At 55.2% G+C, this 25734-nt stretch carries 22 protein-coding genes and 1 pseudogene; 10 read left to right on the top strand and 13 right to left on the bottom strand.

All coding sequences use genetic code 11. From position 1 onward, the window contains the following. Nucleotides 1–2 precede the first annotated feature (2 nt). From ACK8P7_RS03060 to ACK8P7_RS03035, 6 genes are all read left to right on the top strand, one after another. Nucleotides 3–1325: an alpha-amylase family glycosyl hydrolase gene (locus ACK8P7_RS03060; RefSeq protein ID WP_410042759.1), complete on the top strand. Its 1323-nt coding sequence runs from the start codon at nucleotides 3–5 to the stop codon at nucleotides 1323–1325. Nucleotides 1326–1524: 199 nt separating this feature from the next. Then, the gene (gene glgB / locus ACK8P7_RS03055; protein WP_410042758.1) at nucleotides 1525–3606 is read left to right on the top strand and encodes a 1,4-alpha-glucan branching protein GlgB; all 2082 of its coding nucleotides are present in this window, start codon (nucleotides 1525–1527) and stop codon (nucleotides 3604–3606) included. Between the two features lie 115 nt (nucleotides 3607–3721). Continuing rightward, the gene (locus ACK8P7_RS03050) at nucleotides 3722–4471 is read left to right on the top strand and encodes a phosphotransferase family protein (RefSeq protein WP_410042757.1); all 750 of its coding nucleotides are present in this window, start codon (nucleotides 3722–3724) and stop codon (nucleotides 4469–4471) included. Between the two features lie 241 nt (nucleotides 4472–4712). Beyond that, complete coding sequence (locus tag ACK8P7_RS03045; RefSeq protein WP_410042756.1) at nucleotides 4713–5480, top strand: ThiF family adenylyltransferase; 768 nt, start codon at nucleotides 4713–4715, stop codon at nucleotides 5478–5480. A gap of 123 nt (nucleotides 5481–5603) precedes the next feature. Next, complete coding sequence (locus ACK8P7_RS03040; RefSeq protein WP_410042755.1) at nucleotides 5604–6254, top strand: GntR family transcriptional regulator; 651 nt, start codon at nucleotides 5604–5606, stop codon at nucleotides 6252–6254. Nucleotides 6255–6566: 312 nt separating this feature from the next. Next, nucleotides 6567–7877 (top strand): serine dehydratase subunit alpha family protein, encoded by a 1311-nt coding sequence (locus ACK8P7_RS03035; protein WP_410042754.1) that lies wholly within the window; start codon nucleotides 6567–6569, stop codon nucleotides 7875–7877. Between the two features lie 147 nt (nucleotides 7878–8024). Here ACK8P7_RS03035 and ACK8P7_RS03030 read toward each other — a convergent pair whose 3' ends face one another. Together ACK8P7_RS03030 and ACK8P7_RS03025 are read right to left on the bottom strand one after the other, a co-directional pair. Continuing rightward, nucleotides 8025–8438: a hypothetical protein gene (locus tag ACK8P7_RS03030; RefSeq protein WP_410042753.1), complete on the bottom strand. Its 414-nt coding sequence runs from the start codon at nucleotides 8436–8438 to the stop codon at nucleotides 8025–8027. A gap of 142 nt (nucleotides 8439–8580) precedes the next feature. Next, a pseudogene (locus ACK8P7_RS03025) lies at nucleotides 8581–9147 on the bottom strand (DUF6382 domain-containing protein). Nucleotides 9148–9274: 127 nt separating this feature from the next. Between ACK8P7_RS03025 and ACK8P7_RS03020 the strand changes: the two are divergent. From ACK8P7_RS03020 to pepT, 3 genes are all read left to right on the top strand, one after another. Next, nucleotides 9275–10066, top strand: a complete 792-nt coding sequence (locus ACK8P7_RS03020; RefSeq protein WP_410042752.1) for an SDR family NAD(P)-dependent oxidoreductase — start codon at nucleotides 9275–9277, stop codon at nucleotides 10064–10066. Nucleotides 10067–10083: 17 nt separating this feature from the next. Continuing rightward, on the top strand, nucleotides 10084–11436 hold the full coding sequence (locus ACK8P7_RS03015) for an MATE family efflux transporter (RefSeq protein ID WP_410042751.1): 1353 nt from the start codon (nucleotides 10084–10086) through the stop codon (nucleotides 11434–11436). Nucleotides 11437–11602: 166 nt separating this feature from the next. Next, nucleotides 11603–12892, top strand: coding sequence for a peptidase T (gene pepT / locus ACK8P7_RS03010; RefSeq protein WP_410042750.1), 1290 nt, complete (start codon nucleotides 11603–11605; stop codon nucleotides 12890–12892). 66 nt (nucleotides 12893–12958) lie between these two features. Here the strand turns inward: pepT and ACK8P7_RS03005 are convergent, their stop codons facing one another. The 11 genes from ACK8P7_RS03005 to ACK8P7_RS02955 all read right to left on the bottom strand — a co-directional run bounded on the left by ACK8P7_RS03005 (nucleotide 12959) and on the right by ACK8P7_RS02955 (nucleotide 24027). After that, nucleotides 12959–14296: a DUF6382 domain-containing protein gene (locus tag ACK8P7_RS03005; protein WP_410042749.1), complete on the bottom strand. Its 1338-nt coding sequence runs from the start codon at nucleotides 14294–14296 to the stop codon at nucleotides 12959–12961. Continuing rightward, on the bottom strand, nucleotides 14289–14528 hold the full coding sequence (locus tag ACK8P7_RS03000) for a hypothetical protein (RefSeq protein ID WP_410042748.1): 240 nt from the start codon (nucleotides 14526–14528) through the stop codon (nucleotides 14289–14291). The genes ACK8P7_RS03005 and ACK8P7_RS03000 overlap by 8 nt, the downstream gene beginning before the upstream one ends. Before the next feature lie 136 nt (nucleotides 14529–14664). Next, complete coding sequence (locus ACK8P7_RS02995) at nucleotides 14665–15198, bottom strand: hypothetical protein (protein ID WP_410042747.1); 534 nt, start codon at nucleotides 15196–15198, stop codon at nucleotides 14665–14667. 117 nt (nucleotides 15199–15315) lie between these two features. After that, complete coding sequence (locus ACK8P7_RS02990) at nucleotides 15316–16200, bottom strand: hypothetical protein (RefSeq protein WP_410042746.1); 885 nt, start codon at nucleotides 16198–16200, stop codon at nucleotides 15316–15318. Between the two features lie 138 nt (nucleotides 16201–16338). Next, nucleotides 16339–18420, bottom strand: coding sequence for a DUF5702 domain-containing protein (locus tag ACK8P7_RS02985; RefSeq protein ID WP_410042745.1), 2082 nt, complete (start codon nucleotides 18418–18420; stop codon nucleotides 16339–16341). A gap of 11 nt (nucleotides 18421–18431) precedes the next feature. After that, nucleotides 18432–18737 carry a Flp1 family type IVb pilin gene (locus ACK8P7_RS02980; RefSeq protein ID WP_410042744.1) on the bottom strand — a complete coding sequence of 102 codons (306 nt, stop codon included), beginning with the start codon at nucleotides 18735–18737 and terminating at the stop codon, nucleotides 18432–18434. Between the two features lie 125 nt (nucleotides 18738–18862). Further along, the gene (locus ACK8P7_RS02975) at nucleotides 18863–20293 is read right to left on the bottom strand and encodes a hypothetical protein (RefSeq protein WP_410042743.1); all 1431 of its coding nucleotides are present in this window, start codon (nucleotides 20291–20293) and stop codon (nucleotides 18863–18865) included. 2 nt (nucleotides 20294–20295) lie between these two features. After that, complete coding sequence (locus ACK8P7_RS02970; protein ID WP_410042742.1) at nucleotides 20296–21087, bottom strand: type II secretion system F family protein; 792 nt, start codon at nucleotides 21085–21087, stop codon at nucleotides 20296–20298. After that, nucleotides 21023–22204 carry a CpaF family protein gene (locus tag ACK8P7_RS02965; RefSeq protein ID WP_410042741.1) on the bottom strand — a complete coding sequence of 394 codons (1182 nt, stop codon included), beginning with the start codon at nucleotides 22202–22204 and terminating at the stop codon, nucleotides 21023–21025. Before ACK8P7_RS02965 ends, ACK8P7_RS02970 begins: the two co-directional genes overlap by 65 nt. Nucleotides 22205–22323: 119 nt before the next feature. After that, entirely contained in the window at nucleotides 22324–23358 is a 1035-nt protein-coding gene (locus ACK8P7_RS02960; protein WP_410042740.1) for a hypothetical protein, read from the bottom strand. Nucleotides 23359–23529: 171 nt separating this feature from the next. Then, nucleotides 23530–24027: a prepilin peptidase gene (locus tag ACK8P7_RS02955; RefSeq protein WP_410042739.1), complete on the bottom strand. Its 498-nt coding sequence runs from the start codon at nucleotides 24025–24027 to the stop codon at nucleotides 23530–23532. Between the two features lie 375 nt (nucleotides 24028–24402). Here ACK8P7_RS02955 and ACK8P7_RS02950 point away from each other — a divergent pair, with 375 nt between their 5' ends. Next, nucleotides 24403–25734: a sugar phosphate nucleotidyltransferase gene (locus ACK8P7_RS02950; protein ID WP_410042738.1), complete on the top strand. Its 1332-nt coding sequence runs from the start codon at nucleotides 24403–24405 to the stop codon at nucleotides 25732–25734.

Below are 25734 nucleotides of genomic sequence, written 5' to 3'. Positions count from 1 at the left end.
ATATGGCCTGGTATGACAGTGCTGTTTTTTATCATATGTATCCGCTCGGCATGGTGGGTGCCGAGAAGCAGAACGATGGCGGAGAGATCCGTCGACGCTTTTCTGAGCTCGACGCCTTCATCCCGTACCTGAAGGTGCTCGGCTGCGATGCCATCTACATCGGCCCGCTCTTCGAGTCCGGCAGTCATGGCTACGACACCACGGATTATAAAACCGTCGATCGTCGATTGGGGACCAATGCAGACTTCCGCCACTTCGTGGATACAGCGCATAATTACGGCATCCGTGTCGTCGTCGATGCCGTGTTCAACCACACCGGTCGTGGCTTCTTCGCGTTTAAGGATATCCAGGAGAAGGGCTGGGACAGTGCGTATAAGGACTGGTACAAGGGCGTTGGTTTCGATGGCGGTTCCCCATGGGGCGACCGCTTCCACTACAGTGCATGGCGCGGTGCCTGGGAGCTCCCGGAGCTGAACTTCAACTGCGAGGGCGTCCGTAAATATCTGATTGATGTCGTGCAGTACTGGATCGATACCTTCGACATCGATGGTCTCCGTCTCGACTGTGCCGACGTGCTCGATATGGGCTTCCAGCATACGCTTCGCTACTTCACGAACCAGATGAAGCCGGAGTTCTGGCTGATGGGCGAGGTGATCCACGGTGAGTATGCACGCTGGGTCAATCCGGAGACCCTGCACTCGGTGACGAACTACGAGCTGCATAAGTCGATCTACAGTGGCTTCAACAGTCATAACTTTTTTGAGATCGCGCATAATGTGAACCGTAATCTTACGATCGGACGGGATCTGTATCTCTTCCTCGAGAACCATGATGTGGATCGTATCGCGTCGAAGCTCGAAAATAAGAACAATCTCCGCCCATGCTATATGGCGATGTTTACCCTGCCGGGTAAGCCGTCCATCTACTATGGTGGCGAGTTCGGCCTCGAGGGTGTGAAGCAGGGACCGGATGATTCACCGCTGCGTCCTTCCATCGACCTCGATGAGATGAAGCCGAACGACTTCACCTCCTATGTTGCGAAGCTCGCGGAGATCCATGGCAAGAACTCGGAGCTCCACATGGGCCAGTATAAGGAGCTGTATCTCCAGAACCGTCAGTGGGCCTACGCCCGCGTGGACCATAACAGTGCGGTTGTGACGGCGCTTAACAACGATGAGCAGCCGGCCGTGTTCTATGTGACCCTTCCGATGAAGGCGGAGCTTGCCTTCGACCTGCAGACCGAGGAGACGATCCCGATCGAGCCGGATAACCGTATCATGATCCGTCTCGAGGCAAACGCCGGCCGGATGATCAAGGTGAAATAGTACTGTGCGTGATGAGACGACCGAAGGGCTGTCACCAGAAGCACAGTACTCCGGGCGTCTCAAATCAAACAGACAAAAAACAGGAATGTGTCAATTAATAAACGCCGTTATACAATATGGTAAAAATGTCAAAACGAGGGGAAAATCCCCTCGTTTTGTTGTATAATATGATCACGACAAAATATAAACGGAGGACATCATGGCCACCAGATCCAGGAAAGCAAAACCGGCCGGAAGTACAAAACCGGCCACAGGCGATACACAGAAAACCACGGTAAAAAAGAACGCGCGGAAGACCGCGAAAGCGGTTGCGCCGGCGGCACACAAGAGTGCAGCGAAGAAAGAGGAGCAGAGGCCGGTGACGAGCGCTTCGCCGGAAGCATTGGACCCGGTCTTCATCACCGAGCTCGATCGCTACCTCTTCGGCGAGGGCCGTAATTATAAGATTTATGAGAAGATGGGTGCGCACCCGGCGACGCTGCACGGAAAGAAGGGTATGCACTTTGCGGTCTGGGCACCGCATGCGAAGGCCGTTTCCATCGTCTGTGACCGGAACGCGTGGGATGTGGAGGCGAACTATATGCTTCCGCTCGAGACCAGCGGCATCTACGAGGGCTTCATCGAGGGCATGGGCTTCGGTGAGATCTACAAGTTTGCGATTCATACACAGCGTGGCGACATCCTGTATAAGGCAGATCCGTATGCATTTTCCGCAGAGTTCCGTCCGGGTACGGCATCGATGACCGCGGATCTCTCGGGCTATGGCTGGGGAGACCAGAGCTGGATGAGTACGCGCGCGAAGACCCCGACCTTCGCACAGCCGATGGCGATTTATGAGTGTCATCTCGGCTCCTGGCGGAAGAAGAACCGCGAGGAGAAAAACGGCTTCTATACCTATACGGAGGCGGCACATGAGCTCGCGGAGTACTGTAACGATATGGGCTACACCCACGTGGAGCTGATGGGAATCGCAGAGCATCCGCTTGACGCCAGCTGGGGATATCAGGTGACCGGCTATTTCGCACCGACGAGCCGTCATGGCTCTCCGAGGGAGTTCATGTACCTGGTGGATTATCTTCACCAGCATGGCATCGGCGTGATCCTCGACTGGGTACCGGCACACTTCCCGAAGGATGCGCAGGGACTGGCGGATTTCGACGGTACCCCGACCTATGAGTATGCCGACCCGCGGAAGGGTGAGCATCCGGACTGGGGCACGAAGATCTTTGATTACGGTAAGAATGAGGTACAGAACTTCCTCATCGGAAACGCGTTGTACTGGTATGACGAGTATCACATCGACGGACTCCGTGTCGATGCGGTGGCGTCCATGCTCTACCTCGACTATGGCCGCAAGGATGGCGAGTGGGTACCGAACAAGTACGGCGGAAACGGAAACCTCGAGGCCATCGAGTTCTTCAAGCATCTGAACTCCATCATCCTCGGTCGGAAGGACGGCAGCATCATCATCGCAGAGGAGTCGACGGCATGGCCGAAGGTGACGGCGGCGCCGGAGTATGACGGCCTCGGCTTCACCTACAAGTGGAACATGGGCTGGATGCATGACTTCCTCGACTATATGAAGCTGGATCCGTACTTCCGTAAGGGGGCACATAACAAGATGACCTTCGGTATGAGCTATGCTTCCTCCGAGAAGTTCATCCTGGTGCTGAGCCACGACGAGGTCGTCCATCTCAAGTGTTCGATGATCAACAAGATGCCGGGTCTCTATGAGGATAAGTTCCGAAACTTAAAGTGCGGCTACCTCTTCATGTTCGGTCACGCCGGCAAGAAGCTTCTCTTTATGGGACAGGATTTCGCACAGCTTCACGAGTGGGATGAGAAGGTCGCCCTCGACTGGTACCTCACCGAGGAGCCGGAGCACAGGGGCGTGCAGAATTTCATGCGTGATCTCCTCCATATGTACCGGAAGTACCCGGCGATGTGGGAGCAGGACGACAGCTGGGAGGGCTTCGAGTGGATCAATGCGGACGACGCCGACCGCTCGATCTTCAGCTTCATCCGGAAGGATCATACCGGAAAGAACAGCCTTGTCTTCGTCGTCAACATGACCCCGGTGGAGCGTCCGGACTATGCGGTCGGTGTTCCGACGCGCGGCCGTTATACGCTGATTTTCGATGAAAACGGCGCCGTCAGCTCGAAGGACGGACGGAAGAATGCCTACCAGGCGAAGAAGGGCGAGTGTGATGGAAGACCATACCACGTCGCGTACCCGCTCCCGGCGTATGGCTGTGCCGTCTTCCGCTTCCAGTATCATTGAGCCGGTATAGATAAAAAGTTATAACGGGAAAATTTGTTATTAATTTAACAAATTTGTATTCCTTTTATCATGAAGTGTAGTAAAATAGACTCATACTTAAAAAAGGAGAACAACTATGGCTAGAGAATTATTATCGAAAAAAGCGGGCAAGAGTGTTTATCGCGATGGTGATAAGATTCTGAAGATTTTTGAAAAGTCGTTTGACAAGTCAGAAGTTTTTCATGAAGCCTTCGCCCATGCACGTGTAGAGACCATCGAAGGCCTCCATGTACCGAAGATTCTCGGAATCTACGAGGAGGATGGCCAGTGGGTGATCGAGCGTGAGTACATCGCCGGTAAGACACTCGAGGAGCTCATGAAGGAGCATCCAGAGAAGAAGAACGAGTACATCGCACAGATGGTCGATCTTCAGATGCTGATGTTCACGAAGAAGGCTCCGCTGCTTCAGAAGCTGCGCGATAAGCTGACCTACCAGATCAATGGCCTCAACACCATCGATGCAAGCACGCGTTATGAGCTCCTGACCCGTCTCGAGTCCATGCCGAAGCACTTCAAGCTCCTGCACGGTGATTTCCGCCCGGATAACATCATCGTCGCAGAGGATGGCACGATGTACCTCATCGACTGGGTACATGCCACCCAGGGTAACGCAAGTGCTGATGTAGCGAGAACCTACACGACACTCTACCTCGAGGATCGGGATGCGGCAGAGCAGTACTATCAGGATTTCTGCGCGAAGACCAACACCGACAAGGGCTATGTGCACAAGTGGCTTCCGATCGTCGCCGCTGCGAACCTTACGAAGCAGCGTCCGGAGGAGAAGGAGATCCTCGAGAGCTGGCTCAATGTCGCCGACCTGATGTAATCCGCACCGCCTTCGGCACCGGCAGCATAAGCGCACGGTCCGAAGACCTGCAGTTCTGATTGACAGACATCCGAAAAACAGAATATGATAAGAAGCGCTGACGTGATAAACGCCAGCGCTTTTTTGAATTTTAGAATTTTTTAATGGGGTCAGACCCCCTTAAGATTTCTTTACGAAAGTCTTAAGGCAATCGTAATGGGGTCAGACCCCATTACGATTTTCTTACGAAAGAGGAGAATTTATGCCAGATCAGTTTTCGAGAACCCGTCTCCTTCTGGGTGCAAAGGCCGTGGATGTCTTACAGCACGCCCGTGTCATCGTCTTCGGTGTCGGCGGCGTCGGCGGTTTCGCAGTCGAGGCCCTCGCGCGCGCCGGCGTCGGTACGATCGACCTTGTGGATAACGATACCGTCTGTCTTACGAATATCAACCGTCAGATCATCGCCACCCACCAGACCGTCGGGCGCTATAAAACCGAGGTGATGGCGGAACGCATCCATGACATCAACCCGGATTGCGTCGTCCATCGACACGAGTGCTTTTTCCTGCCGGAAACCAGTGCGGAATTCCATTTCGAGGAGTATGATTACGTCATCGATGCGGTCGATACCGTGACCGCAAAGATCCAGCTCGTCATGGTCTGTCAGGCAGCCGGTACGCCGATCATCAGCAGCATGGGCGCCGGTAATAAGCTCGATCCTACGAAATTCCAGGTCGCGGACATCTATCAGACCTCGATCGACCCGCTCGCCCGTGTCATGCGCAGAGAACTAAAGAAGCGCAATGTGAAGCATCTGAAGGTCGTATACTCCACGGAAGAAGCATTGACCCCGCTCGTGGAAGAGGAGGATCCTGTCTCCGCCGTGGAAATATCACCGGATGTCGAGCACATCAGCGGGCGCCGCTCGACCCCGGGCTCCGTCGCGTTTGTACCCTCCGTCGCCGGACTGATCATCGGTGGAGAGGTGATCAAGGACCTCACGAAGGAAGCGCAGAGCGCATTACGTTAAATATGCATGAATTTTTCACAGATTTTGCATGGAAAGCTGTACATACAATTCGTAAAAAGCATGATAAGATGATAACAGTATTTTGTATCCGTGATAGAGCGGATGCATACGTATGGGGGGAAAATGAGAGCACCATCAAATCTGAAGGATTTCGTATATAAAAGTATTGAGGCGGATCTCTTGGCCGGAAATCTGCATTCCGGAGATATCATCAATGAGAAGGATCTGGTGGAAAAGTACGGCGTAAGCAAGTCACCGGTGCGCGATGCGCTGATCGCGATGTGTGCCGATGGTATCCTGAAAAGCATCCCGCGTTATGGATATGAAGTGATCACCTATTCGGTAGAGGATGTTTACTCCATGCTGCAGTTCCGTCTCGTTTTAGAGAGTGGCTTTCTGAAGCAGCGCATCGTAACCTTAACGGATCGTCAGATCGATGAGCTGGAAACGCTCAATGTTGACTGCCAGAATGATGACAGAACACCGTTTGAGCACTGGGCTGCGAATGAGAACTTTCACTTAAAGCTGATGAGCTTCTGGCATAACGACTATGCCCTTCAGGAACTGCGCCTTACGATGCACCGTCTCACACGTGCGTATGCACAGTTCTACTGGAACAGCAACCGGGATGTTCTTCTGTCTCGTGATACGGAACATCATACCGATATCATCGAGAGTCTTCGCAAGAAGGATGCAGATGAAGCCATCCGTTTTATCAGTATGGATCTGCATAATTTCGGCGGCTTCGAAGATTTCTTCCGGCAGGCGAGATAGCGGCCGCTGTTTTTCTGATTTTACAGGAAGAAAAATATGGTAAACAGCTGTATGCGGTATGTATTTGTATAAAAAGTACAAATGCATACCGCTCTTTTTATCTGTTTTTACGAATTGCACAATCGAATCTATATGGTATTATTGAATTTATCAAAGCTGATAATATTAATGATGTGGTTATTGCTACGGTTATTATTACGGTTATTACCACGAACAGTGAAAATGCACATACAGAAGATAAAAATATATGTGTGCACAGGAGCAGAGCACGATTCCGGAAGGTGAATCGCATGACGAAGGAGGAAGAGGATTATGAAGCTGAGTGAACAGGATTATAAGAATTATACAGCCATCTTACATGAGGAGCTGATTCCGGCGATGGGCTGCACGGAGCCGATCGCGATCGCCTATGCGGCATCCATGGCACGGAAGCTTCTCGGAGAGATGCCGACACGTATGACGGTGAACTGCTCTGGTAACATGATCAAGAACGTGAAGGGTGTAACGGTACCGAATTCCGGTGGACAGAAGGGGATCGAAGTTGCAGCCATCCTCGGTATGGTCGGTGGTGATCCGGATAAGAAGCTGGAAGTAATCGCCGGTGTGACCGATGAGGATCGTGAAGAGTGCAGAAGACTGAATGAGGCGAAGATCTGTGATGTAAATCTGGCAGAAAACGTTCCGAATCTCTATATCGAGATCAGTATGGAATCCGAAGAGCATACAGCCTGCGTACGTATCGCTTATCATCACACCGAGATCGTCTACATGAAAAAAGATGATGAAGTCCTTCGTGATGAAGAGCATGCGATCGCGAAAGAGGCCAGTCAGGGAATCGTATGTGCCGATCGCAGTAAGATGAGTCTCCAGGGACTGATCGACTATGCAGACACGGTCGATCTCGCAGAAATCAGAGATGTGATCGGACGTCAGATCGAGATGAATTCGAGAATTTCACAGGAGGGTCTAGATAACGCCTGGGGTGCGCAGGTCGGAAAGACCATCCTCGGCAGCTTTGGCCATGATGTACGTACTGAAGCCTGTGCAGCGGCAGCGGCTGGTTCGGATGCACGTATGAGCGGATGTCCGCTTCCAGTTGTCATCAATTCCGGCTCCGGCAATCAGGGCATCACCGTCACGATGCCGGTACTTGTCTATGCCCGCGAGTGGAAGATTTCGGAAGAGAAAATGTATCGCGCGATGCTGGTAAGTAACCTGGTATCCATTTATATCAAGCATTATATCGGCGCTCTTTCCGCTTTCTGTGGCGCGGTCAGCGCGGCCTGCGGTTCAGGTGCGGCCATCACCTATATGGCAGGTGGTGACTACCAGCATATCGGCCGGACGATTACCAGTACGCTGGCCAATGTCGGCGGTATCGTCTGTGATGGCGCGAAGCGGAGCTGTGCAGCGAAGATTGCAGCATCGGTAAATGCAGCGCTGCTTGCACATTACATGAGCATGAACGATAAGCAGTTCCAGCCTGGCGAGGGTATCGTGGAGTATGATGTAGAGGAAACAATCAAGAATATGGGCTACATCGGCAGAGTCGGTATGAAGTCGACTGATAAGGAAATTCTGAATGTCATGATCGATAAGGCAGACGTCGATTCCTGCCTGTAAGAGAAGTCTGAAAAGAGAATAAAACAAAAGTCGTCGCACGACCGGCAGCACCGACTGGCCGCGCGACGACTTTTGTTTATCTGCCGTAAAGAGGTTCCGATATGGACATGATAAAATCAAACAAGAAACAGATGTCATCGTCATCGGCTACTCATCCGGCAGCTTCGCCAGCAGATAATCGAGTGCGATGACGACGAGGATGCCGGCTTCGAGTGCCAGTACCAGCGGCAGCATGCGACGGAGGACGATCCCGCCCTTCAGGAACCAGATCAGGAAAGGGATGAGGATCATGAGGGTGACAGAGAGGATGGTCTTCGCCTTAAAGGAGTTCTGATTCTGTTCTGTGGACAGCGCTTCCTTCAGTGTGGATTTCTCTACGCCTTTTTTCGTCCGGCGCTCAGCTTTCTCGGATGCATCGTCTTTCCTGCGACGAAAAAGTGGAAAAGTTCTTTTGGTCTTCGAGGCCGGGGCCAGTGATGACGCTGACACCATCGAGCGCAGCGTCATCGAAGCCGGTGTAATTTGTGCACTGGACACTGTCAGCGCTACCGATGCCGGCATAGCCGGAGCTGCCTTCCTTCAGCGCTGTTACTGCTTTTCTGTACTCGTCTTCACCATAATCAGAGGGGAAGCCGATGCTGTCCGGCGCTTCTTTAGATGGTGACGCGGGCAGCGTCGGCTGCGGTTTGGCGACTTCACTCGTCTACGAAAGGCCGGCGTCGATCGGGCGGAAGATGCCATCGGTGGAAATCATGCGTGGGCGTGGCGCAGAGCTACCCGGGTACCGGTCGTCTGCATTGAATGAAACAGAAGCAGAAGCCTGCACAGAGGCACGACTGTCCGTGTCGAAAGACGATGTAGCCGAAGTGGATGCATGGCCGCCACTTCGTTCCAGTTGAAGCCTGCGTTCGCGCTCGATGTTCTGTCGGCAGATGCGGAGAAGATTCTCCACCACAAGAAATTCCTTGAGGAACTCGTTATAGAGCGTATAGGCCAGGACGACGACGCGGTCCTCGTTATAGTCGATGCGCCTGAGAAGCCAGGCGATGAGCGCCTTTAGAGCTTCATGGAAGGCGCTGCTGTAGCCGGGTACGAGGGTAAAGATCCAGCGCTCCTGCTACTGATTGTAAAAGATCGCCAACGGATCCAGAAGCACCATATCCTCCGGGAGAAAATATGCCTCGAGATGCTCGAGCAGAGCATGGATGTTTTCCATGAGTCGTGCGATGGCCAGGTAGTGAAGCTTACGGCTCGCATAGTAGCTCGCCATGGACTCGAGACCAGAGAGCCCATATTCAATGGTTACCTGCGATGGATCGTCTGTATATGGACGAATCGAGAGTGGCAGTGTGTCCGGGACACTCTTAAGCTGACTGTAAAAGGAAAGGAAGGTTCGTATGGATCTCGGATTAAAAGGAAAAGTAGCGGTGATCTTCGGCGGTACCACCGGTATCGGAGCAGCTGCGGCGATGCGTTTTCTGGAGGAGGGTTGTCAGCTGGCGATCTGCAGCAGCTCGGAGAAAAAGGTAGAGGGGTTCCGGCAGCAGGCGGAAACGGCGGGCTACAGAGATATCCTGTGTGAGCAGGTAAATGCGATGGTTGCAGAAGAAGTGGATGCCTTTGCAGCGCGTGCCGTAAAGAAGTTCGGACGGATCGATATCTGGGTTAACTGTGCAGGTGGAAACAAGCATGGTCCGCTCGCGACACTACCGGAGGAGACCTTCCGCTATATCGTGGATCTGAATCTGAGCTCTGTCTTTTTTGGCATCAAAGCGGCTGCCCGCTATATGATTCCACAGAAGAGCGGCGTGATCATCAGTATTTCGTCGATTTCCTCGAAGGTGCCGGTAGACTATCGTGTGACCTATGGTGCCGTAAAGGCGGCAGTGAACGTCCTGACCACCGGAGCGGCCTCTGAGCTTGCGCCATATGGTATTCGTGTGAATGCGGTGGCACCGGGCATCATCGATACCGTACTCTCGGCAAAGGCGATTTACGAGCAGACGGAGTATACGATGTCCAGAATCCCGCTTCGACGCGCAGGAAAACCGGAGGAAGTGGGCGATGTGATCGTCTGCATGGCCAGTGACCGCTTCAGTTATGTCAGCGGAACCGTATTCCATGTTGATGGCGGAAAGGACAGTGTGGAGGATTCAGACCTTCCTTGGGTTAAGCCGTGGACCTTATAAATGCAAAAAAGAAACAGATGAATGAGGAACTGGCAGCTGCGAAAATTCTGCCACTCCTCATCAGGCTTACGATTCCGGCCACGGCTGCACAGCTTGTAAATGCGCTGTACAGCATCGTGGACCGAATGTATATCGGACATATGCCGGGCGATGGAACGCTCGCGTTAAGCGCCATCGGGCTGACCTATCCCATCACGATGCTGGTTGCTGCGTTAAGCTGCCTCCCGGGTATGGGTGGTGCACCGCTGGCGTCCATCGCGCTGGGAAAGGGAGAGGTCGGACGTGCGCAGAAGTATCTCTGCAATGCACTGACGATGCTGCTTACGATTTCAGTGATCATGACAGCAGGATGCCTCATCTTTTTAAAACCTCTGCTGATTCTGTTCGGTGCAGATCACAGCACCCTGCCTTATGCATCGCAGTATCTGACCATCTATCTGCTGGGAACTGTATTTGTTGAGCTCTCGCTCGGCTTAAATCCCTTTATTAATACCCAGGGATATACCTTTATCGGGACGATGTCGGTGGTGATCGGGGCGATCATCAATATCGTGCTGGACCCGATACTGATTTATGTACTGCACATGGGCGTCCGGGGCGCGGCCATCGCGACGGTCACGGCGCAGTTTGTGTCCTGCGTATGGATTCTCCATTTCCTGTCATCGCCTCGCTCGAGCATCCGCCTCTGCGCAGAGGATATGCGACCGGATAAAGAGATACTCTGCACGACCTGTGCACTGGGCATTTCGCCATGTACCTTTCGGGTGAATGAGTCTGTCGTGGTGATCCTTTTAAATCGTCTCCTGATCATCTATGGCGGAGCGGAGGCAAATCTGCATCTCGCGTCTATGGCGATTCTGAGCAGTATCAGTCAGGTACTGTTCATGCCACTCATCGGGATTGTCACCGGAGCACAGCCGCTGCTGAGCTATAATCTGGGGGCGAAAAACTATCCGCGGCTGCGGGAGACCATCCGCTATGCCAGAATACTGAGCATGAGCTGTGCAACCTTGACATGGGCGATTCTTATGTTCTGGCCGGAACTGGTAAGCATGCTGTTTACGCGAAACCCGGAGCTGACTGTGCTGACGAAGCTTTCCATGCGCATCATGTTCTCGACCTTTTTTGTGATCGGGATGCAGATGATCAATCAGAATGCCTTCGTGGCGATGGGAAATACACGCTATTCCTTTTTGTTTGGGATCATGCGAAAGCTGCTGTTCCTGGTTCCACTCGCCCTGGTACTCCCGCATTTTATCGGTGTATGGGGAATCTATGCAGCCGAAGCCGTATCGAATCCTCTGACGGCGGTGATTACGTACGTGGTCTTCGAACGTTATATGCACCAGTTGAAAAACCAGCTGGCATAGTTAGCTTTCGGTCCTCCGACAGATTCGCTGGCAGATCATCGCGTGTGAACATGACGCGGGTGACGTCTTCAAACGAAAACACCAGTGACGGCATATCCTGGAGCGGAAATGCGGAATCTGTGCTATGCTCTTATGCAGAGAAATTGCAGAAAACGAGGGTTAGTATATGAAAACAGCAATCGAACGATTTTTGAAGTACGTAAGTTACGACACGGAGTCTGATGAGGCGAGCGCGAGCTGCCCAAGTACAGCGAAGCAGCTGGTTCTTGCAGAGCAGCTTCGTCAGGAGCTCATCGAGCTGGGTGCAGCCGATGTGCGCGTGAGCGAGTTCGGCTATGTCTTCGCGCGGATTCCGTCGACGATGGATGAAACGTTGGCTGATGCAGGCGACGGGGCGCAGATGGCCGCAGGCTCTGTCCGGCAGCAGTATGGCGGGCGCACGCCGGTGCTTGGTTTCATCGCGCACATGGATACCTCGCCGGCACTGAGCGGGGCGGATGTGAAGCCGCGGATCGTGCAGGATTACGACGGCGGAGATATCGTCCTGAACGAAGAGAAGCAGATCGTGATGAAGGTAGCGGATTTTTCATTTCTTCCGGGACTTAAGGGAGAGGATCTGATCGTAACGGACGGTACGACGCTGCTCGGCGCCGACGATAAGGCGGGCATCGCAGAGATTATGACCATGGCAGAACATCTTCTGACGCATCCAGAGATAAAGCATGGAGAAATCTGCATTGGCTTTACACCGGATGAGGAAATCGGTCGAGGTGCAGACCGTTTCGATGTTGCGGATTTCGGCGCGGATATCGCCTACACGGTAGACGGCGGAGCCCTCGGTGAGCTCGAGTATGAGAATTTCAATGCTGCTTCCGGGAAGGTTATGATTCACGGTGTCAGCATTCACCCAGGCAGCGCGAAGCTCAAGATGAAGAATGCACTGCTCATCGGCATGGAATTCCAGAGCCTGCTTCCGACGTTCGAGAATCCGATGTACACAGAAGGTTATGAGGGCTTCTATCATCTCGACGGAATGAGCGGCGGTGTTGAGGAAGCAAAGATGGAGTACATCATCCGTGACCATGACCGCACGAAGTTTGAAGAGAAGAAGAAATTCTTCACAGATGCAGCGGCATTTCTTAACCGCAAGTACGGTGAGGGTACCGTCGTATGTGAAATCAAGGACAGCTACTATAACATGAAGGAAAAAATCGAGCCGTGCATGTACCTCATCGACACTGCGGAAGCAGCGATGCGTGCCTGCGGCGTCGAGCCGGTGGTCGTGCCGATCCGTGGCGGCACCGATGGCGCACGTCTCTCCTACATGGGCCTGCCGTGCCCGAACCTCTGCACCGGTGGCTACAACTACCACGGAAAGTATGAGTTCATCCCGGTAGGATCGCTGGAGAAAACCACGGAGATCCTTGTAGAGATTGCGAAGCGAATCGCAGAGTGATGTAAACAGCCGTTGTCTGACGAAGGTGTTCTCCAGTCAGGCAACGGCTGTTTTAGTGTGTTTTCGCTAGTCATCCGGCAGCTTCGCCATCAGGTAATCGAGGGCGATGACGACGAGGATGCCGGCTTCGAGGGCCAGTACCAGAGGGAGCATGCGACGGAGGACGACCCCGCCCTTCAGGAACCAGATCAGGAAAGGGATGAGAATCATGAGTGCGACAGAGAGAAGGGTCTTCGCCTTAAAGGAGCTCTGACTCTGTTCGGTGGACAGTGCTTCCTTCAGTGTGGATTTCTCCACACTTTTTTTCGTTCGTCGTTCTGTTTTCTCTGATTTCCCGTCTTTCCGGCGACGAAAAAGTGGAATACTCCGTTTCACTTCCGGGGCTGGAACCAGTGAGGATACGCTGACACCGTCGAGCGCAGGATCATCGAAGCCTGTATAATTCGTGCAGAGAGATGCGTCATGCTCGTACACCTGGGCATCCCCTGGTGTGTGCTCCTGCAGCTTTCTAACCGTCTTACTGTACTCGTCTTCACCATAATCGGATGGGAAGCGGATGTTGTCAGGCGCTGCGGCAGATGACTGTGCGGGCCTCGCTGGTCGTGGCTCAGCATCTTCTGCCGGCTCCGAAAGGCCGGCGTCGATCGGACGGAAGATGCCATCGGTGGAAATCATGCGTGGACGTGGCGTGGAGGCAGCTGTGCGCTGCTCGTCTGCAGCGAATAAACCGGAAGCAGGAGCCTGCGCAGAGGCGCGGCTGTCCATACCGAAGGAAGAGGCAGCCGCTGTGGCTGCACGGCCACCGCTTCGTTCCAGCTGAAGCATGCGTTCACGCTCGATGTTCTGTCGGCAGATGCGAAGAAGATTCTCCATCACGAGAAATTCCTTGAGGGATTCGTTATAGAGGGTATACGCCAGAACGACGACGCGGTCCTCGTTGTAGTCGATCCGCTTCAGAAGCCAGGCGATGAGTGCCTTCAATGCTTCATGAAAGGAACTGCTGTAGCCGGGCACGAGGGTGAAGATCCAGCTTTCCTTTTCCGGATTGTAGAAGATTGCGGATGGATCCAGGAGCACCATATCCTCCGGGAGGAAATACTCCTCGAGATGCCCGAGCAGGCCATGGATGTTCTCCATGAGCTGTGCGAGGGCCAGGTAGCGGAGCTTTCGACTCGCGTAGTAGCTTGCCATGGATTCCAGACCGGAGACCTCGTATTCAAGGGTCGCCTGGGCCGGATCCTCCGCATCCGGGCGGATCGAGAGGGGCAGCGTATCCGGGACGCTCGTTTCACGGAGCAGCTTCAGCTCATAGGACTGCGGGTCCACGGACTGTGCATTGATATGCATGTAACTGTGACGGAGATTATGCTCGTAGGACATACGCTCCAGAATCGGTTTATTCATGTTGTTCTCCTTCGGCTGGATCGATGTCCTGTTCAAAAAGGGTGACCATGCGGATGAAATCCTCCGGCTGGAAATCCTTCGCGCCATCCGGAAGATGGCTGTTGACCTCTGTTTCGAGCGCAGAACGTGTGAAGCCATTGATTTTTGACTGCAGTTTGATAGCGCTGGTGACGAGACTTCCGATGACCAGCAGGATGATGGAAAAGATATAGGCGGCTTCTATGGTATACATGGGAACTCCTGAATGTAAAAACGTGTTCAGTAGATGAAGCAGGGCATCCAGGGATAGACAGGACGCGATGTGTCATCGGATGGATGAAGTAAGTTTCCTGTCGGAAGCAGCGAGAGGCGCTGCATGGGAAACGGGATCAGACCAGCGGGAACTGTGAGAAAGCGATCGCGCAGAGCGCCGGCAGTGTACAGGGAATCCACGGGAAGCACACTTTTCGCATGCTCCGGCCGTGGATATGGCCATGGATGAGCAGGATCACGCTCACGAGAAAACCGACCAGAATACCGGACAGGAGCAGCAGAAGCATCGAGCGCATCTGGAGATAGAGGCCGGCGATCAGCAGAAAGAGTCCGTCACCTAGGCCCAGGGCTTCCCGTGAGAGCCTGCTGATCAGCAGGGTCAGAAGCCCCGGTAGCAGTGGAAGCAGTGCGGCCCAGATCGGATGCCAGATTGGAAGACCAGCGGATGAAGCATCCGCTGAAGTAGCAGAGATCATCCGCTGCGCTGTGAGCGCACATGCCTGAAGCGCTCCGTGGAGCTGATTTCCGAATACGATCAGTCCGGGGAGTACGAACAGGAGGTGCACCATCAGGGGCACGCTGTGGCTCCGGAGATCGTACGCGATGCAGAGCAGTGCATATATAAAAAAGAAACAGGTCAAACAGTGCATCACGGTTTTCTCCCCAGCGATATTCTTCGCTATATACTACGTAATCAATCATAAAATACAGTGTGGATGACGAGGGTGCCAGCGAAAGCGAATTCCTCATTGAACATCGTGAATTCCTTATCCACAGCGCACACAGCCGTGCTTTCCATAGGACTCGGCTTCAGATTTTTTCATCTCCTGCACGTTGCTGGAGATGGTACGACAGCTCGGCGTCGTATGATAGCTGCGTGCCGCGAGGGTATAGTAGACGGTCGGCATGGTGAGGTTCGGGCGGCAGGTGGCACAGGGACTGTACTTTCCGCCGAATTTGTTCCGAAGCGTTCGCATGTCTTCACCGCGGGCTTCCAGGATGTCATGGGTGAGATAAGAGCAGGCGCGTGTGGTATGGTAGACATCGGTATCGCGGGTACTGACATAGACGACGGGATCATCTTCCGTCTCTCCACCGTTATTTTCCATCCAGCGATTGCCCTTTGTACCGATCCATGCACGGCGGCTGACGACGACCTGCTGCGACAGATGGTCGAGTCCGAGCACGGAAAACGGCAGAACCGCATCATAGTTTGCGATATAACGAACCGTTTCCTTCGTGATTTCGGAATCGGAGAGAAGGTCGATGTTCTGCATACCGGGCTGGCTGATCTGATGCCCGAGGCCGAGGGCAGTGAGCACCGTCTCCCCACTGTTCAGGAGGTCCTGATCGAGGGTGAGACTGCCGTCCTTCGCACGGTAGTACTCGACATATTTCTGCTTCGCCATCTGGCGTGCATTCTCATGCATCTCGAGGGCGGCGTTTCGCTGGTGGTTCAGGATCAGCATGGGCACCATGAGGACGACGCTCGCGAGGATCACGAGGGTCAGGGCGAGCGCAGCCTCCACGGTGAGGGAGGAGCGGCATGGCGTCAGAAGAAGTGTATTCAGTTTTTTCTTGTATTCCGATGCCCGGTGATGGTACCTGGAGTGTGACTTGTGCCGGGGCAGGGTACTTCGTTCCTGTTTCATGCGTTTCCTCAGATGAGTTTATGTGATTCGCTGCAGTGCAGCGGAATCATCCGCAGGTTTGTCAGCGGTCAATGTTTCGGGTGCAGGTGTACGGCGCATACCGTAGGCTTTCAGCCGCACGATGTCGCAGCAGGCCGCTTACTGCGTATCATTCCGATACTTGTAGTAGCTGCTGATTTCCATCGAGTAGTCGATGGCTGGTACCGTATCGGCGACCATCTGCAGGATACCGGTGCTGTACATGACATGCCGCGTGTCCGGGTGAACGGTGGCCTCGAGCGCATAGAGACACTCGTCGAGGGCGAAGCCCGTTTCCGGATCCTTTCCGATCTGCCGTATGTTTTTCTCGATTCGGCTCAGCATCCGCTGGTTGATCTCTGCCTGCCGGAGAAGGCCCTCGCCGAGCAGAAACGCCCGGAGGTAATCCCGGTAGGAGAGGCCGTTTTTTCGTACATCGGCACCTGCGGAAGGATGCTCACCGAAACGGAGAAGTCCGGAGATATCGACAGACCAGCTGCTGTTATCATGAAAGAGTGGCACACGTCCGGCAGACAGCAGGGTCTTTACATCCTGAATCGCCTGAACCAGTGCCCAGATGCCGAGGACGAAAAAGGTGAAGACGGAAATCAGCGCCGGGTTTCCCGTAGCGACGAGAAAGGACGTGACGAAGAGTCGGGCTTCGTTCCGCTTTTCCGGACTCGAGTAAAGGTAGATCAGATTCATGCCTTCCCGGAGTGCGACGAGCTTCGTGACATATTCCGAGAGATTCTCGTAGTCGCTGCTTTCGCCACCGAGCAGATACTCGAGCTCGAGCGCCTGCGCACCACTCGGTGGCAGCTGCTCCTTCGGCGTTTCGCCCGGATGGTAGTAGTGAAAGAACTTCAGTGCATACTCTCCGAGGATGGCGACCTCCACCGGATGGGCCGTGGAATCCGCCGGAAATGCCGGTGAGCGGTCATGAATGGCCGTGTTCGACGGAAGAGCAGCACCGTCCGGCAGCACCAGCGAGAGCAGATTTCCCTGCAGCAGATCACTGATCTGATCGAGCAGGGCCTTGTTTTTTGCATTGATCCTCGACAGCTCGCCACGATAGTGAATCAGTGAAAAGCTGTGCCAGTCTGCGGCGGCAGTGCGGTAGAAGCGCCGGATCTCATAGGAAAAGTCCGGTTCGTCCTCATCGTCGTCATCCCACGCATCCGAGATGGCATCCGCCAGCCACTCCTCGAAGTCATCGACGTCCTGCTCGACGCGATCGGCTTCGGCGATGAGGGCAGCGGCTTTCGCCGGCATCGCTTCGATCTCTGCACGGACGTCGCCGCTTCTGGAAACATAGTTCTCATATTCGGAGATTTCCGCCTCGATCGCCTGTCGTCCCTCCTCGGAGAGGGAAGCCGAGCGGGTGTCAAAGTCCGTGCGAAGTGCAGCGACCTTTTCCGCGAGCTGGTCGGCTGCCTTCGTATAACGACTGACTGCATGCTGAAGCTCAGTGAGTGCGCGAGTGAAGGAGTATTTCGCAGAGTAGAAGTCGTACGGGTCCTCCCGCCGGAGTGCGTTCCAGGCCTCCTGGTGGGCGGCTTCCGCACTGCGCGTGGCGGCATCCACCTGAGCGATGGCATCCTCGACGGCCTTCAGGTCCTTCGTGTCGAGCTGATAGCTCCGCTGCAGTTCCCGGATTTCCTTCGATTCATCTGCACGGCGGAACACCTTTTCCAGCTCCTCCACGACCTCCTGCTCCTGAAATTCACTGCCCGCGAAGCTGATCAGCGAATCCAGAAGTCCATATTTCATATACTCCAGCACCTCCTCTTCGAAGCTGATTCCTTCGGTGACATGCACATGCTCCAGGAAGGAGACACTGTCCTCCCGGATGCTGCCCGGAAAGAGGTCCCGGGCGCCGAGGTAGGGCTTCATGAAGTCATAGAACTCTTCCGAGAGATCCTCGTCCGTCCGGTACTGCAGTCCGAAGATCCGGTAGTTTTCCCAGAGCGGGCGATGGAACTGTGAGAAGAGTGACTCCATGGAGCTGTCCACCGCCGTCTGCCAGAACAGGCGCTCCGAGACGGTGCGGCAGGACTCCACGATGGTGAGCAGCAGCGCAGCGATCATCGCGAAGCTAAGTGCGAGAAACACAGTGACCGAGCCCTGCGTGCGTTGAGCTGCGAGCGCTGCCGTCGCTGTGCGGCGACGTTCTGCGTCTGTGTGTGCAGGGCCTCGTGTCATGCGCCGCTTCATCAGTACACGCTGCTCGCGGAGCTCTCAATCTGATCGAAGATGTCATTGAGAAGCGCTTTGATACGATCCTTAAAGATCAGGACGAGCGCGATCAGCACGACGAGGATCAGTACGAGCTCGATGGTACCGATGCCGGAATCATCCTGGAGCAGTGCGCGCAGGCGTTTCCGGCAGGCCGTGATGAACAGCATCCATGCAAACAGGAACTGATCATACAGTCGGTGCAGTACACCGAAGACGGTATCCAGCATCGTGTGCGGCAGTATACCAGAAGCAGTTGGGAACATAGTGAAGCTTGTTGTCATGTTTTTTTCCTCCTGAGGCCTCGCCTCGTGTGGGGCGTAGTATCCTCCTGACATATGCCGGGGCAGGATGCCACGCAGATTCATAGTGTACATGTGATAAAATGTAAGCGTTTAGCGGCAGTTCCTCATCCGAGAGCACTCATGGCCGGCACGATGACGATGATCATCACGATGCCGAGCATGATAAACAGCGGGAGCAGCAGCTTCGTGCCGGCCTCCTCGCCGAGGCGCCGTGCGGTCGTTTTCCGCTGCTCGAAGGCGTCCTCCATCTCGAGCTCCAGCATGGCGCGGAGATTCCGTGCGCCGTTCATCCGGTTCTGCTCGATCAGACTGACGAGCTTCGTATACGGCTTCAGATTCACCCGCCGCCCGAATGAAAGATAGATTTCCGATTCCGGCATGTTGCGCCGGAACTGGATGACCATCGTGCGGAGCTCCTGATAGAGTGGTCGGTCCTCCTTGATGCCGCGTGCGATGAGCGCGTCGAAGTGCTGTGAGATGGTTTCCAGGGCATTGCGGACCGTGAGACCGGCACCGATGTAGACCATAAGCTTCGATACCAGCTCGGAATAGTCCAGCATCAGGAGTGCCTCCCGCTGCTTCTTTTCCGTCCGGCGTGCCTGCCCCTGGCGCATATAAATGGCCATAGCGGCGATGACGCCGAGCAGCGGAAGCAGAAGATAGCTCCGGTCCTCGTGCTCACTGTAGTAGATGCGCTGTCCGTCGATTTCCGTCGGCAGGGAGAGCATATTCTCGCCGAGACTGCCCTCGTCCTCCGTGGTGATGGCCTGCTGCAGCTGAAGCAGCAGGGACTCATAGCGGGACAGCGCCCGTGGGACGATACCGACATAGATACGGTACGGTGCCGAGTGATACTGCGTTTTCAGATACTTCGTCTCTCCGTCGGTACCCGTCGGCACGATGTCCGTACTCATGATGAGGGACAGATAGCCGGTCACCACGGTGCCGGGTGCCAGCGTCTCGTTATGCAGCGTGCCGTCGCTGTCCATCAGGTGACGGTACTTCCGATAGTAGGCCCGCGCCTCATCCGGCGTCACGGAACCGGCGGCGAGCGCCGGATCGAGCTCCGGGTAGAAGTCCCAGGAGAGCTGCACGCCGTACTTCGGAAGCTTCGTCATGAGGCGGAGATCGTGCTGGAGATTTGCGAAGCTTTCACCCTCCGCGACCACGAGCTCCTCGAGCTGGTCATAAATCTCACGGAAGACAGCATTGGCCTCCTCCTCGGTGTAGCGCTTCGGGCTGACCGTGATATCGAGCGGAACCGATGTATCCTCCGTGAGTCCGGAGACCTCCAGGGTGATATACTGCTTCGACCCGCCGTAGCCGCTTCGTGGAAGGCGGAAGCCCTCCTTCAGTACGCCGTCCTGAAGTCCCAGAAAAAATACCAGGATCGTCAGGAGCAGAGAGGCACTGATGCAGAGAAGCATCTGTTTTCGAATCCCGGCGGGGGTCGCCTGTGCCTGCTGCCGAAGCTTCTGAAGATACGGCCGCAGCGTCTTCTCCAGCGTGCGGCGCAGAGAATGTCGTGTCCTCATAGCTACACCTCGATATCCATGATGCGTCCGGCGAGCCAGACGGAGAGGACATACAGCAGGAGACAGAGCGTCATGGTGATGCGCCCGAGCACCGTCGTGTACAGGGTCCGGAAAAACTCCGGCGAGCTGAAGTTCATATACAGGATGATGAGAAACGGGACGAGGTTCATGACCCGCTGCTCATAGCGCTTGGCGGCGTTCATCGTGAGGATTTCCTCGGAGATCTGCACCTTGTCACGGATGACGGAGGCCGTGTGCGCGATGATTTTCACGAGCTGACCGCCGTTTTTCTTCGCGACGGTGAAGACCTCGGCGAAATTCGCGACATCCTCGAGTCCAGAGCGGTAGGCGAAGTCCGCGAGCAGCTCCTCGACCGGTGTATGCAGGCTCATACCGTGCACGATCTGCTCGAACTCCCGCACGATCATCGCGTCCGGGGAGAAGAGATGCTCGAGCTCACCGATGGAGGCCCGAAAGGCATTTTCCGTGGAGTAGCCGGCACTTAAGAAAGAGGAAAGGATCGCAAGGGATTCCTTGAACTCCGTCAGCAGCTGCTGTCGCCGCTTCTCGCAGAGCGCCTTTCGACAGGAGAAGGGGTACAGCAGGCAGAGCGGCAGCGTGACGAGCAGCACGCGGCGGCTCTGGTAAAAGGTATACGCGACCAGCATATCCGCGAGCAGCGCCGTGATGAAGAGGCGGAGATACTCGAGGGGCGTCAGGATATACTCGTTATAATCGATCGAGGAGCTTCTGTCGGGACGTGAGATCCGCAAGCTTTTCAAGCTTCTGACCATCGAATTTATACAGTGGATTAAGTTTGATTTCGTCATGTTCAATGCCGATCACCTCCGATATTTCCAGTACCCGTCGTTTGTGGTCACGGGTACGTCCTAAGTGAACGATGATGTCGAGCGCCGACTCGATCATGCTGCGGATCGCCGGCAGCGGAAGCTCCGCGCCCTGCAGCACCATGGTCTGCAGACGGCGGAGCATATCCTGGGCGGAGTTCGCGTGGCCGGTGGACAGGCTGCCGTCGTGTCCTGTATTCATAGCATTCAGCATGTCGAGCGATTCCTTTCCTCGCACCTCGCCGACGATGATGCGGTCCGGCGACATACGGAGGGACGCCTTGATCAGGTTCTGCATGCTGATCTCGCCTTCACCTTCTGCGTTTGCGTTTCGCGTTTCGAGGGAGACGAGGTTCGGTACGTTTCGGATCTGAAGCTCGGCGGAGTCCTCGATCGTGATGACCCGTTCATCCGACGGGATGTACTGACTAAGTGCATTGAGAAAGGTGGTCTTTCCGGAGTTGGTCCCCCCGGAAATGAAGATGTTGTACCGTGCCCGTACGAGCGAAATCAGAAAGTCGGCGGCTTCCTGTGTCAGGGAGTCGTAGAGAATCAGCTTTTCGAGGGTGATCGGTTCCGGGAACTTTCGGATGGTGACCGTCGGTCCCTTCAGTGCGATTGGCGGCAGGACGACATGAACACGCGAACCATCCTCGAGACGGGCATCAACGATCGGCGTACTTGTGTTGACCACGCGGTTGATGCGGCTTACGATGCTCTGAATCAGTTCCTCGAGCTGTGCCCGGGACTCGAAGCTCCGGTCCCAGCGCTGCATGTGTCCGCTGCGCTCGATGAAGATCTCCTGCTCGGAGTTGATCATGATTTCCGTGACATCGGCGTTATCGAGTACCTCGGAAAGCACATCGAGACGACGGAAGCTGTTGAAGACAGCATCGCGCAGATAGAGCTTGTCCCGGAGGCAGAGCTCTGGATGTGCGAAGAGAAGCTCGTCGATGCGGTCATACAGCTCCGCATCGCTGAAGCTCCGCTGCTCCTCGAGTCCGGCGAGCAGCTGCTGCTTCAGCTCCTTCTTTAATTCGGTCTGATCCATGATTGTATTCATATGCTATATTCCCTTTGTATGATAGAGCCGCATGATCCGCTTCCGTTTGTACATGACCTGCGATGTGCATGCGCTTCGATCTGCATGTATCGTGTATGGTACTGCGATACGCATGTCTGCTAGCGCACCGCACGCTGCGGCTGCGCATCGTAGAGGTAGTTTCGTATGACCGCCGCAGTAAATTCGGACAGTCGATCCGAGGCCTCTACTTCGGAGTATCCTGTATGCTCCAGAGGTACGATGAGCTTCACGATACGGTCGAGTGCAGCGCGATGCGGAGAGCCGGAGAGATAATGCTCCAGGGCGGACAGCTTACGGTAGTGCGCAGGCTGGTCGGTGACCGGCATGAAAATCCAGTCGGCCTGCGGGAGGATGCCCTCCACGCGGCTCAGGATACTGTCGGTGTCGAGGACGACGGCATCGTAGTCGACCGAGGCGCGCAGGACCTGGATAAACTGTGGAAGCTCCGTATCCCGCAGCGTCGCGATATCCTCCGGTGAACGGACCGGCGGGATGAGGTCCATGCCGTCGACACGCGTGATCATCGAGCGCAGCCGCTCGGTATCCAGCCGCTCCTTCTTATAGAAGTAGAGCGCATCACTGAGTGAGGCGTTTCCACTCTGCAGTGATGCATCGGCCCACGCCGATACCTCCTCGAGACTGACATAGAGTGCCCGCATATCCTTTTGCAGTGTTTTCGTGAGACTCTCGGCGAAGCAGGTCTTCCCGGATCGTCCGATCGGACTGTACACGAGGTACAGCCTGGCGAGTCCCTGCCGATTCTTCGGCTCCGACTTCTTCGCGAGCTGATAGCTCGAAACGAGCTCATGCAGGATCTTCTCTCCGGACTGATACTTATAGATTTTGCGCGGCGCATCCGGACGCGCTCCGTCGAGCACCTGCTTCTCACCCATCGGTTCCTCTGTAAGCTCGACCCGGGTATGCACCGGGAGCTTCTCGAGCTCCGCATCCCCGAACGTCTGCGCATCACTCAGCAGCAGGTCGATGTCGTTCTGGTGTGCGAAACGCTGCAGCTCCGTCACGGTCTGAAAGGTATAGACGGTAAACGGACACTCCGTCCGCGAAGATGCATACTTTAAAAAACGTTCACAGTAGCTGGGATCCTGTTCCAGCAGTGCGAGAATCTGATTCATAGAAGCCTCTTTTCATACAGATAAATCATTTTTCGGAGCGTACAGCTCAGGCAGAGAGCCCGGCATGGATTTCACTGGTCTCGGAGTGTGATCCTCCGTTGCCGCCCTCCGGGGACTCCAGCGCTGAACGCTTACGTTCTGAGAGTATCTCCCGCTTCGCCGGTTCAGGGTTCAGGGGTAGGGAAATGAACCGTACGACGCGGGAGAGAAGATCAGTCCCGGAATCGCACCGAGAAGCAGTGGCAGGGCCAGAGGAAGTGTCGGAAGCATGTGCCGCTCCCGGAACCTCCACCTGCCGGAATCTGTTCTGATCCATAGAAGATACATCAGTGCCAACACGAGCCCCGGCAGCAGAAGCTGACATCCGGCATCGACACCGCACCACGCGATGACCAGTGCCATCAGTCGTGCGTCTCCACCACCTGCATGGGTCAGTGAGGCCAGGGCACGAAACATGACGAGTGCGAGGAAGTAGCGAAGAAGATAGGAGACACCCCTTCCGCTGGAGCAGAAGAAGCACGCCGGCAGCGTCAGGGGGCCCCTGTATGAAAGGAAATAACCAGAACATAAATAGGTGTAGATCAGCGCATGAGGGATACGCCGCTCTCGTAGATCATAGCCCGCAGCGATGGTCAGACACTGCAGGAGGATAAGCTGAGATACTGTCATGTGGCCTCCGCGTTTGGTATAGCCCGAGTATAGAGGAGACAGCGCGAATCGCCTATAGTCGTCATGTGGACTATAGTCCCAGGACAGACTAGACGCCCCGCGCATGGAGCTTAGAAAAATGCAAGTGAAGTACAGGACAGGAACCCAAAATCAAGAAGCTGAAATGAACCAAAAGACAGAATCCCGTAATGCCTGGATGATATTCACAAAACGTCTGATTTATTTGCAGCATAGTGCACAGGCAAATCTCAAACCACTGTGAGTTGACGGATTCTGTCTCGTAGTTCAGGCCGGCCCTCCGGGTTCCTGTCCCCATCTAGTCGAAACCCCGCGAGTATGCTAGAATACTGTCGTGTTTTTAAGAAAGGCCGTACTATGAATATCATTTTACTATCCGGTGGCTCCGGCAAACGCCTGTGGCCACTTTCCAACGATATCCGCTCCAAGCAGTTTATCAAGCTCTTCAAACGCCCGGACGGAAGCTATGAGTCGATGATCGAGCGCGTCTACCGCCAGATCCGCACCGTGGACCCGGAGGCCCGTGTCACCATCGCGACCTCCCGCACCCAGGTATCCTCCATCCTGAACCTGCTCGGCACCGACGTGAATATCTCCGTCGAACCGACGAGAAGGGACACCTTCCCGGCGATCGCCCTCGCGAGTGCCTACCTGCACGAAAAGTGTAAGGTCCCGGAGGACGAATCCGTCGTGGTCTGCCCGGTGGACCCGTATGTGAACGATGACTATTTCCATGCGCTGAAGGCACTCTCTGAGCAGGCGGATAAGGGCGAGGCGAATCTCGTCCTGATGGGCATCGAGCCGACCTATCCATCCGAGAAGTACGGCTATATCATCCCGGAGGCGAAGGCCCCGGTGTCGACCGTCTGCACCTTCAAGGAGAAGCCAGATGAGGCGACCGCCCGCGAGTACCTGAAGCAGGGTGCCCTCTGGAACGGCGGCGTCTTCGCCTATAAGCTCGGCTACGTGCTGGACCGTGCCCGCACCCTCCTCGACACAAGCGACTATCAGACCCTCTTCGACCACTATGCCGAGCTCCGCAAAATCAGCTTCGACTATGCCGTCGTCGAGCATGAAGCGAAGATCCAGGTGATGTGCTTCCACGGCGAGTGGAAGGACCTCGGCACCTGGAACACCCTGACCGAAGAGATGTCCGAGCCGGTCATCGGCCACGGCATTCTCGGCGAGCACTGCGAGGACGTCCACATCGTGAACGAGCTGAGCGTGCCGATCCTCGCGATGGGGCTCGAGCATGCGGTGATCTCTGCAAGCCCGCAGGGCATCCTCGTCAGTAACCTCGAAGCCAGCGCCCGCATCAAGCCATACGTGGACCAGCTCCCGGACCAGATCATGTTCGCCCGCAAATCCTGGGGCGACTTCCGCATCCTCGACGTCTCCCAGGGCTCGATGACCGTGAAAATCGAGATGCGCCCGGGTGCCCACATGAGCTATCACGCACATCACGCCCGCAACGAAATCTGGACCGTCCTGGACGGCCGTGGCACCGCCATCGTCGATGGCGAGGCCCGCAGCGTATGCGCCGGCGACGTGATCTCGATTCCGTGCGGCGCGAAGCACACGATGCGCGCAGACCCGGAGACCCCGCTGACCCTCATGGAGATGCAGCTCGGCGAGGACATCGCCGTCGCCGACAAGACGAAGTTCGATATGCCGGCAGAGAAGGAGTAA

This window comes from Oribacterium sp. P9, assembly GCF_046365365.1.
Lineage (GTDB): Bacteria > Bacillota > Clostridia > Lachnospirales > Lachnospiraceae > Oribacterium.
Note: the sequence above shows the minus strand (reverse complement) of the source record. Positions and strands in the feature narration are given on the sequence as shown.

Bases quoted from the DNA above. Each gene is read 5' to 3' on its own strand.
- ACK8P7_RS03015 (WP_410042751.1), top strand. From the start codon at position 10,084: ATGAATGAGGAACTGGCAGCTGCGAAAATTCTGCCACTCCTCATCAGG.
- ACK8P7_RS02955 (WP_410042739.1), bottom strand. From the start codon at position 24,027: ATGACAGTATCTCAGCTTATCCTCCTGCAGTGTCTGACCATCGCTGCG.
- ACK8P7_RS02965 (WP_410042741.1), bottom strand. From the start codon at position 22,204: ATGAATACAATCATGGATCAGACCGAATTAAAGAAGGAGCTGAAGCAG.
- glgB (WP_410042758.1), top strand. From the start codon at position 1,525: ATGGCCACCAGATCCAGGAAAGCAAAACCGGCCGGAAGTACAAAACCG.
- ACK8P7_RS02970 (WP_410042742.1), bottom strand. From the start codon at position 21,087: ATGGTCAGAAGCTTGAAAAGCTTGCGGATCTCACGTCCCGACAGAAGC.
- ACK8P7_RS03020 (WP_410042752.1), top strand. From the start codon at position 9,275: ATGGATCTCGGATTAAAAGGAAAAGTAGCGGTGATCTTCGGCGGTACC.
- ACK8P7_RS03050 (WP_410042757.1), top strand. From the start codon at position 3,722: ATGGCTAGAGAATTATTATCGAAAAAAGCGGGCAAGAGTGTTTATCGC.
- ACK8P7_RS02990 (WP_410042746.1), bottom strand. From the start codon at position 16,200: ATGAAACAGGAACGAAGTACCCTGCCCCGGCACAAGTCACACTCCAGG.
- ACK8P7_RS02985 (WP_410042745.1), bottom strand. From the start codon at position 18,420: ATGACACGAGGCCCTGCACACACAGACGCAGAACGTCGCCGCACAGCG.
- ACK8P7_RS03045 (WP_410042756.1), top strand. From the start codon at position 4,713: ATGCCAGATCAGTTTTCGAGAACCCGTCTCCTTCTGGGTGCAAAGGCC.
- pepT (WP_410042750.1), top strand. From the start codon at position 11,603: ATGAAAACAGCAATCGAACGATTTTTGAAGTACGTAAGTTACGACACG.
- ACK8P7_RS03000 (WP_410042748.1), bottom strand. From the start codon at position 14,528: ATGTATACCATAGAAGCCGCCTATATCTTTTCCATCATCCTGCTGGTC.
- ACK8P7_RS02980 (WP_410042744.1), bottom strand. From the start codon at position 18,737: ATGACAACAAGCTTCACTATGTTCCCAACTGCTTCTGGTATACTGCCG.
- ACK8P7_RS02960 (WP_410042740.1), bottom strand. From the start codon at position 23,358: ATGAATCAGATTCTCGCACTGCTGGAACAGGATCCCAGCTACTGTGAA.
- ACK8P7_RS03040 (WP_410042755.1), top strand. From the start codon at position 5,604: ATGAGAGCACCATCAAATCTGAAGGATTTCGTATATAAAAGTATTGAG.
- ACK8P7_RS02995 (WP_410042747.1), bottom strand. From the start codon at position 15,198: ATGCACTGTTTGACCTGTTTCTTTTTTATATATGCACTGCTCTGCATC.
- ACK8P7_RS03030 (WP_410042753.1), bottom strand. From the start codon at position 8,438: ATGCCGGCATCGGTAGCGCTGACAGTGTCCAGTGCACAAATTACACCG.
- ACK8P7_RS02975 (WP_410042743.1), bottom strand. From the start codon at position 20,293: ATGAGGACACGACATTCTCTGCGCCGCACGCTGGAGAAGACGCTGCGG.
- ACK8P7_RS02950 (WP_410042738.1), top strand. From the start codon at position 24,403: ATGAATATCATTTTACTATCCGGTGGCTCCGGCAAACGCCTGTGGCCA.
- ACK8P7_RS03005 (WP_410042749.1), bottom strand. From the start codon at position 14,296: ATGAATAAACCGATTCTGGAGCGTATGTCCTACGAGCATAATCTCCGT.
- ACK8P7_RS03060 (WP_410042759.1), top strand. From the start codon at position 3: ATGGCCTGGTATGACAGTGCTGTTTTTTATCATATGTATCCGCTCGGC.
- ACK8P7_RS03035 (WP_410042754.1), top strand. From the start codon at position 6,567: ATGAAGCTGAGTGAACAGGATTATAAGAATTATACAGCCATCTTACAT.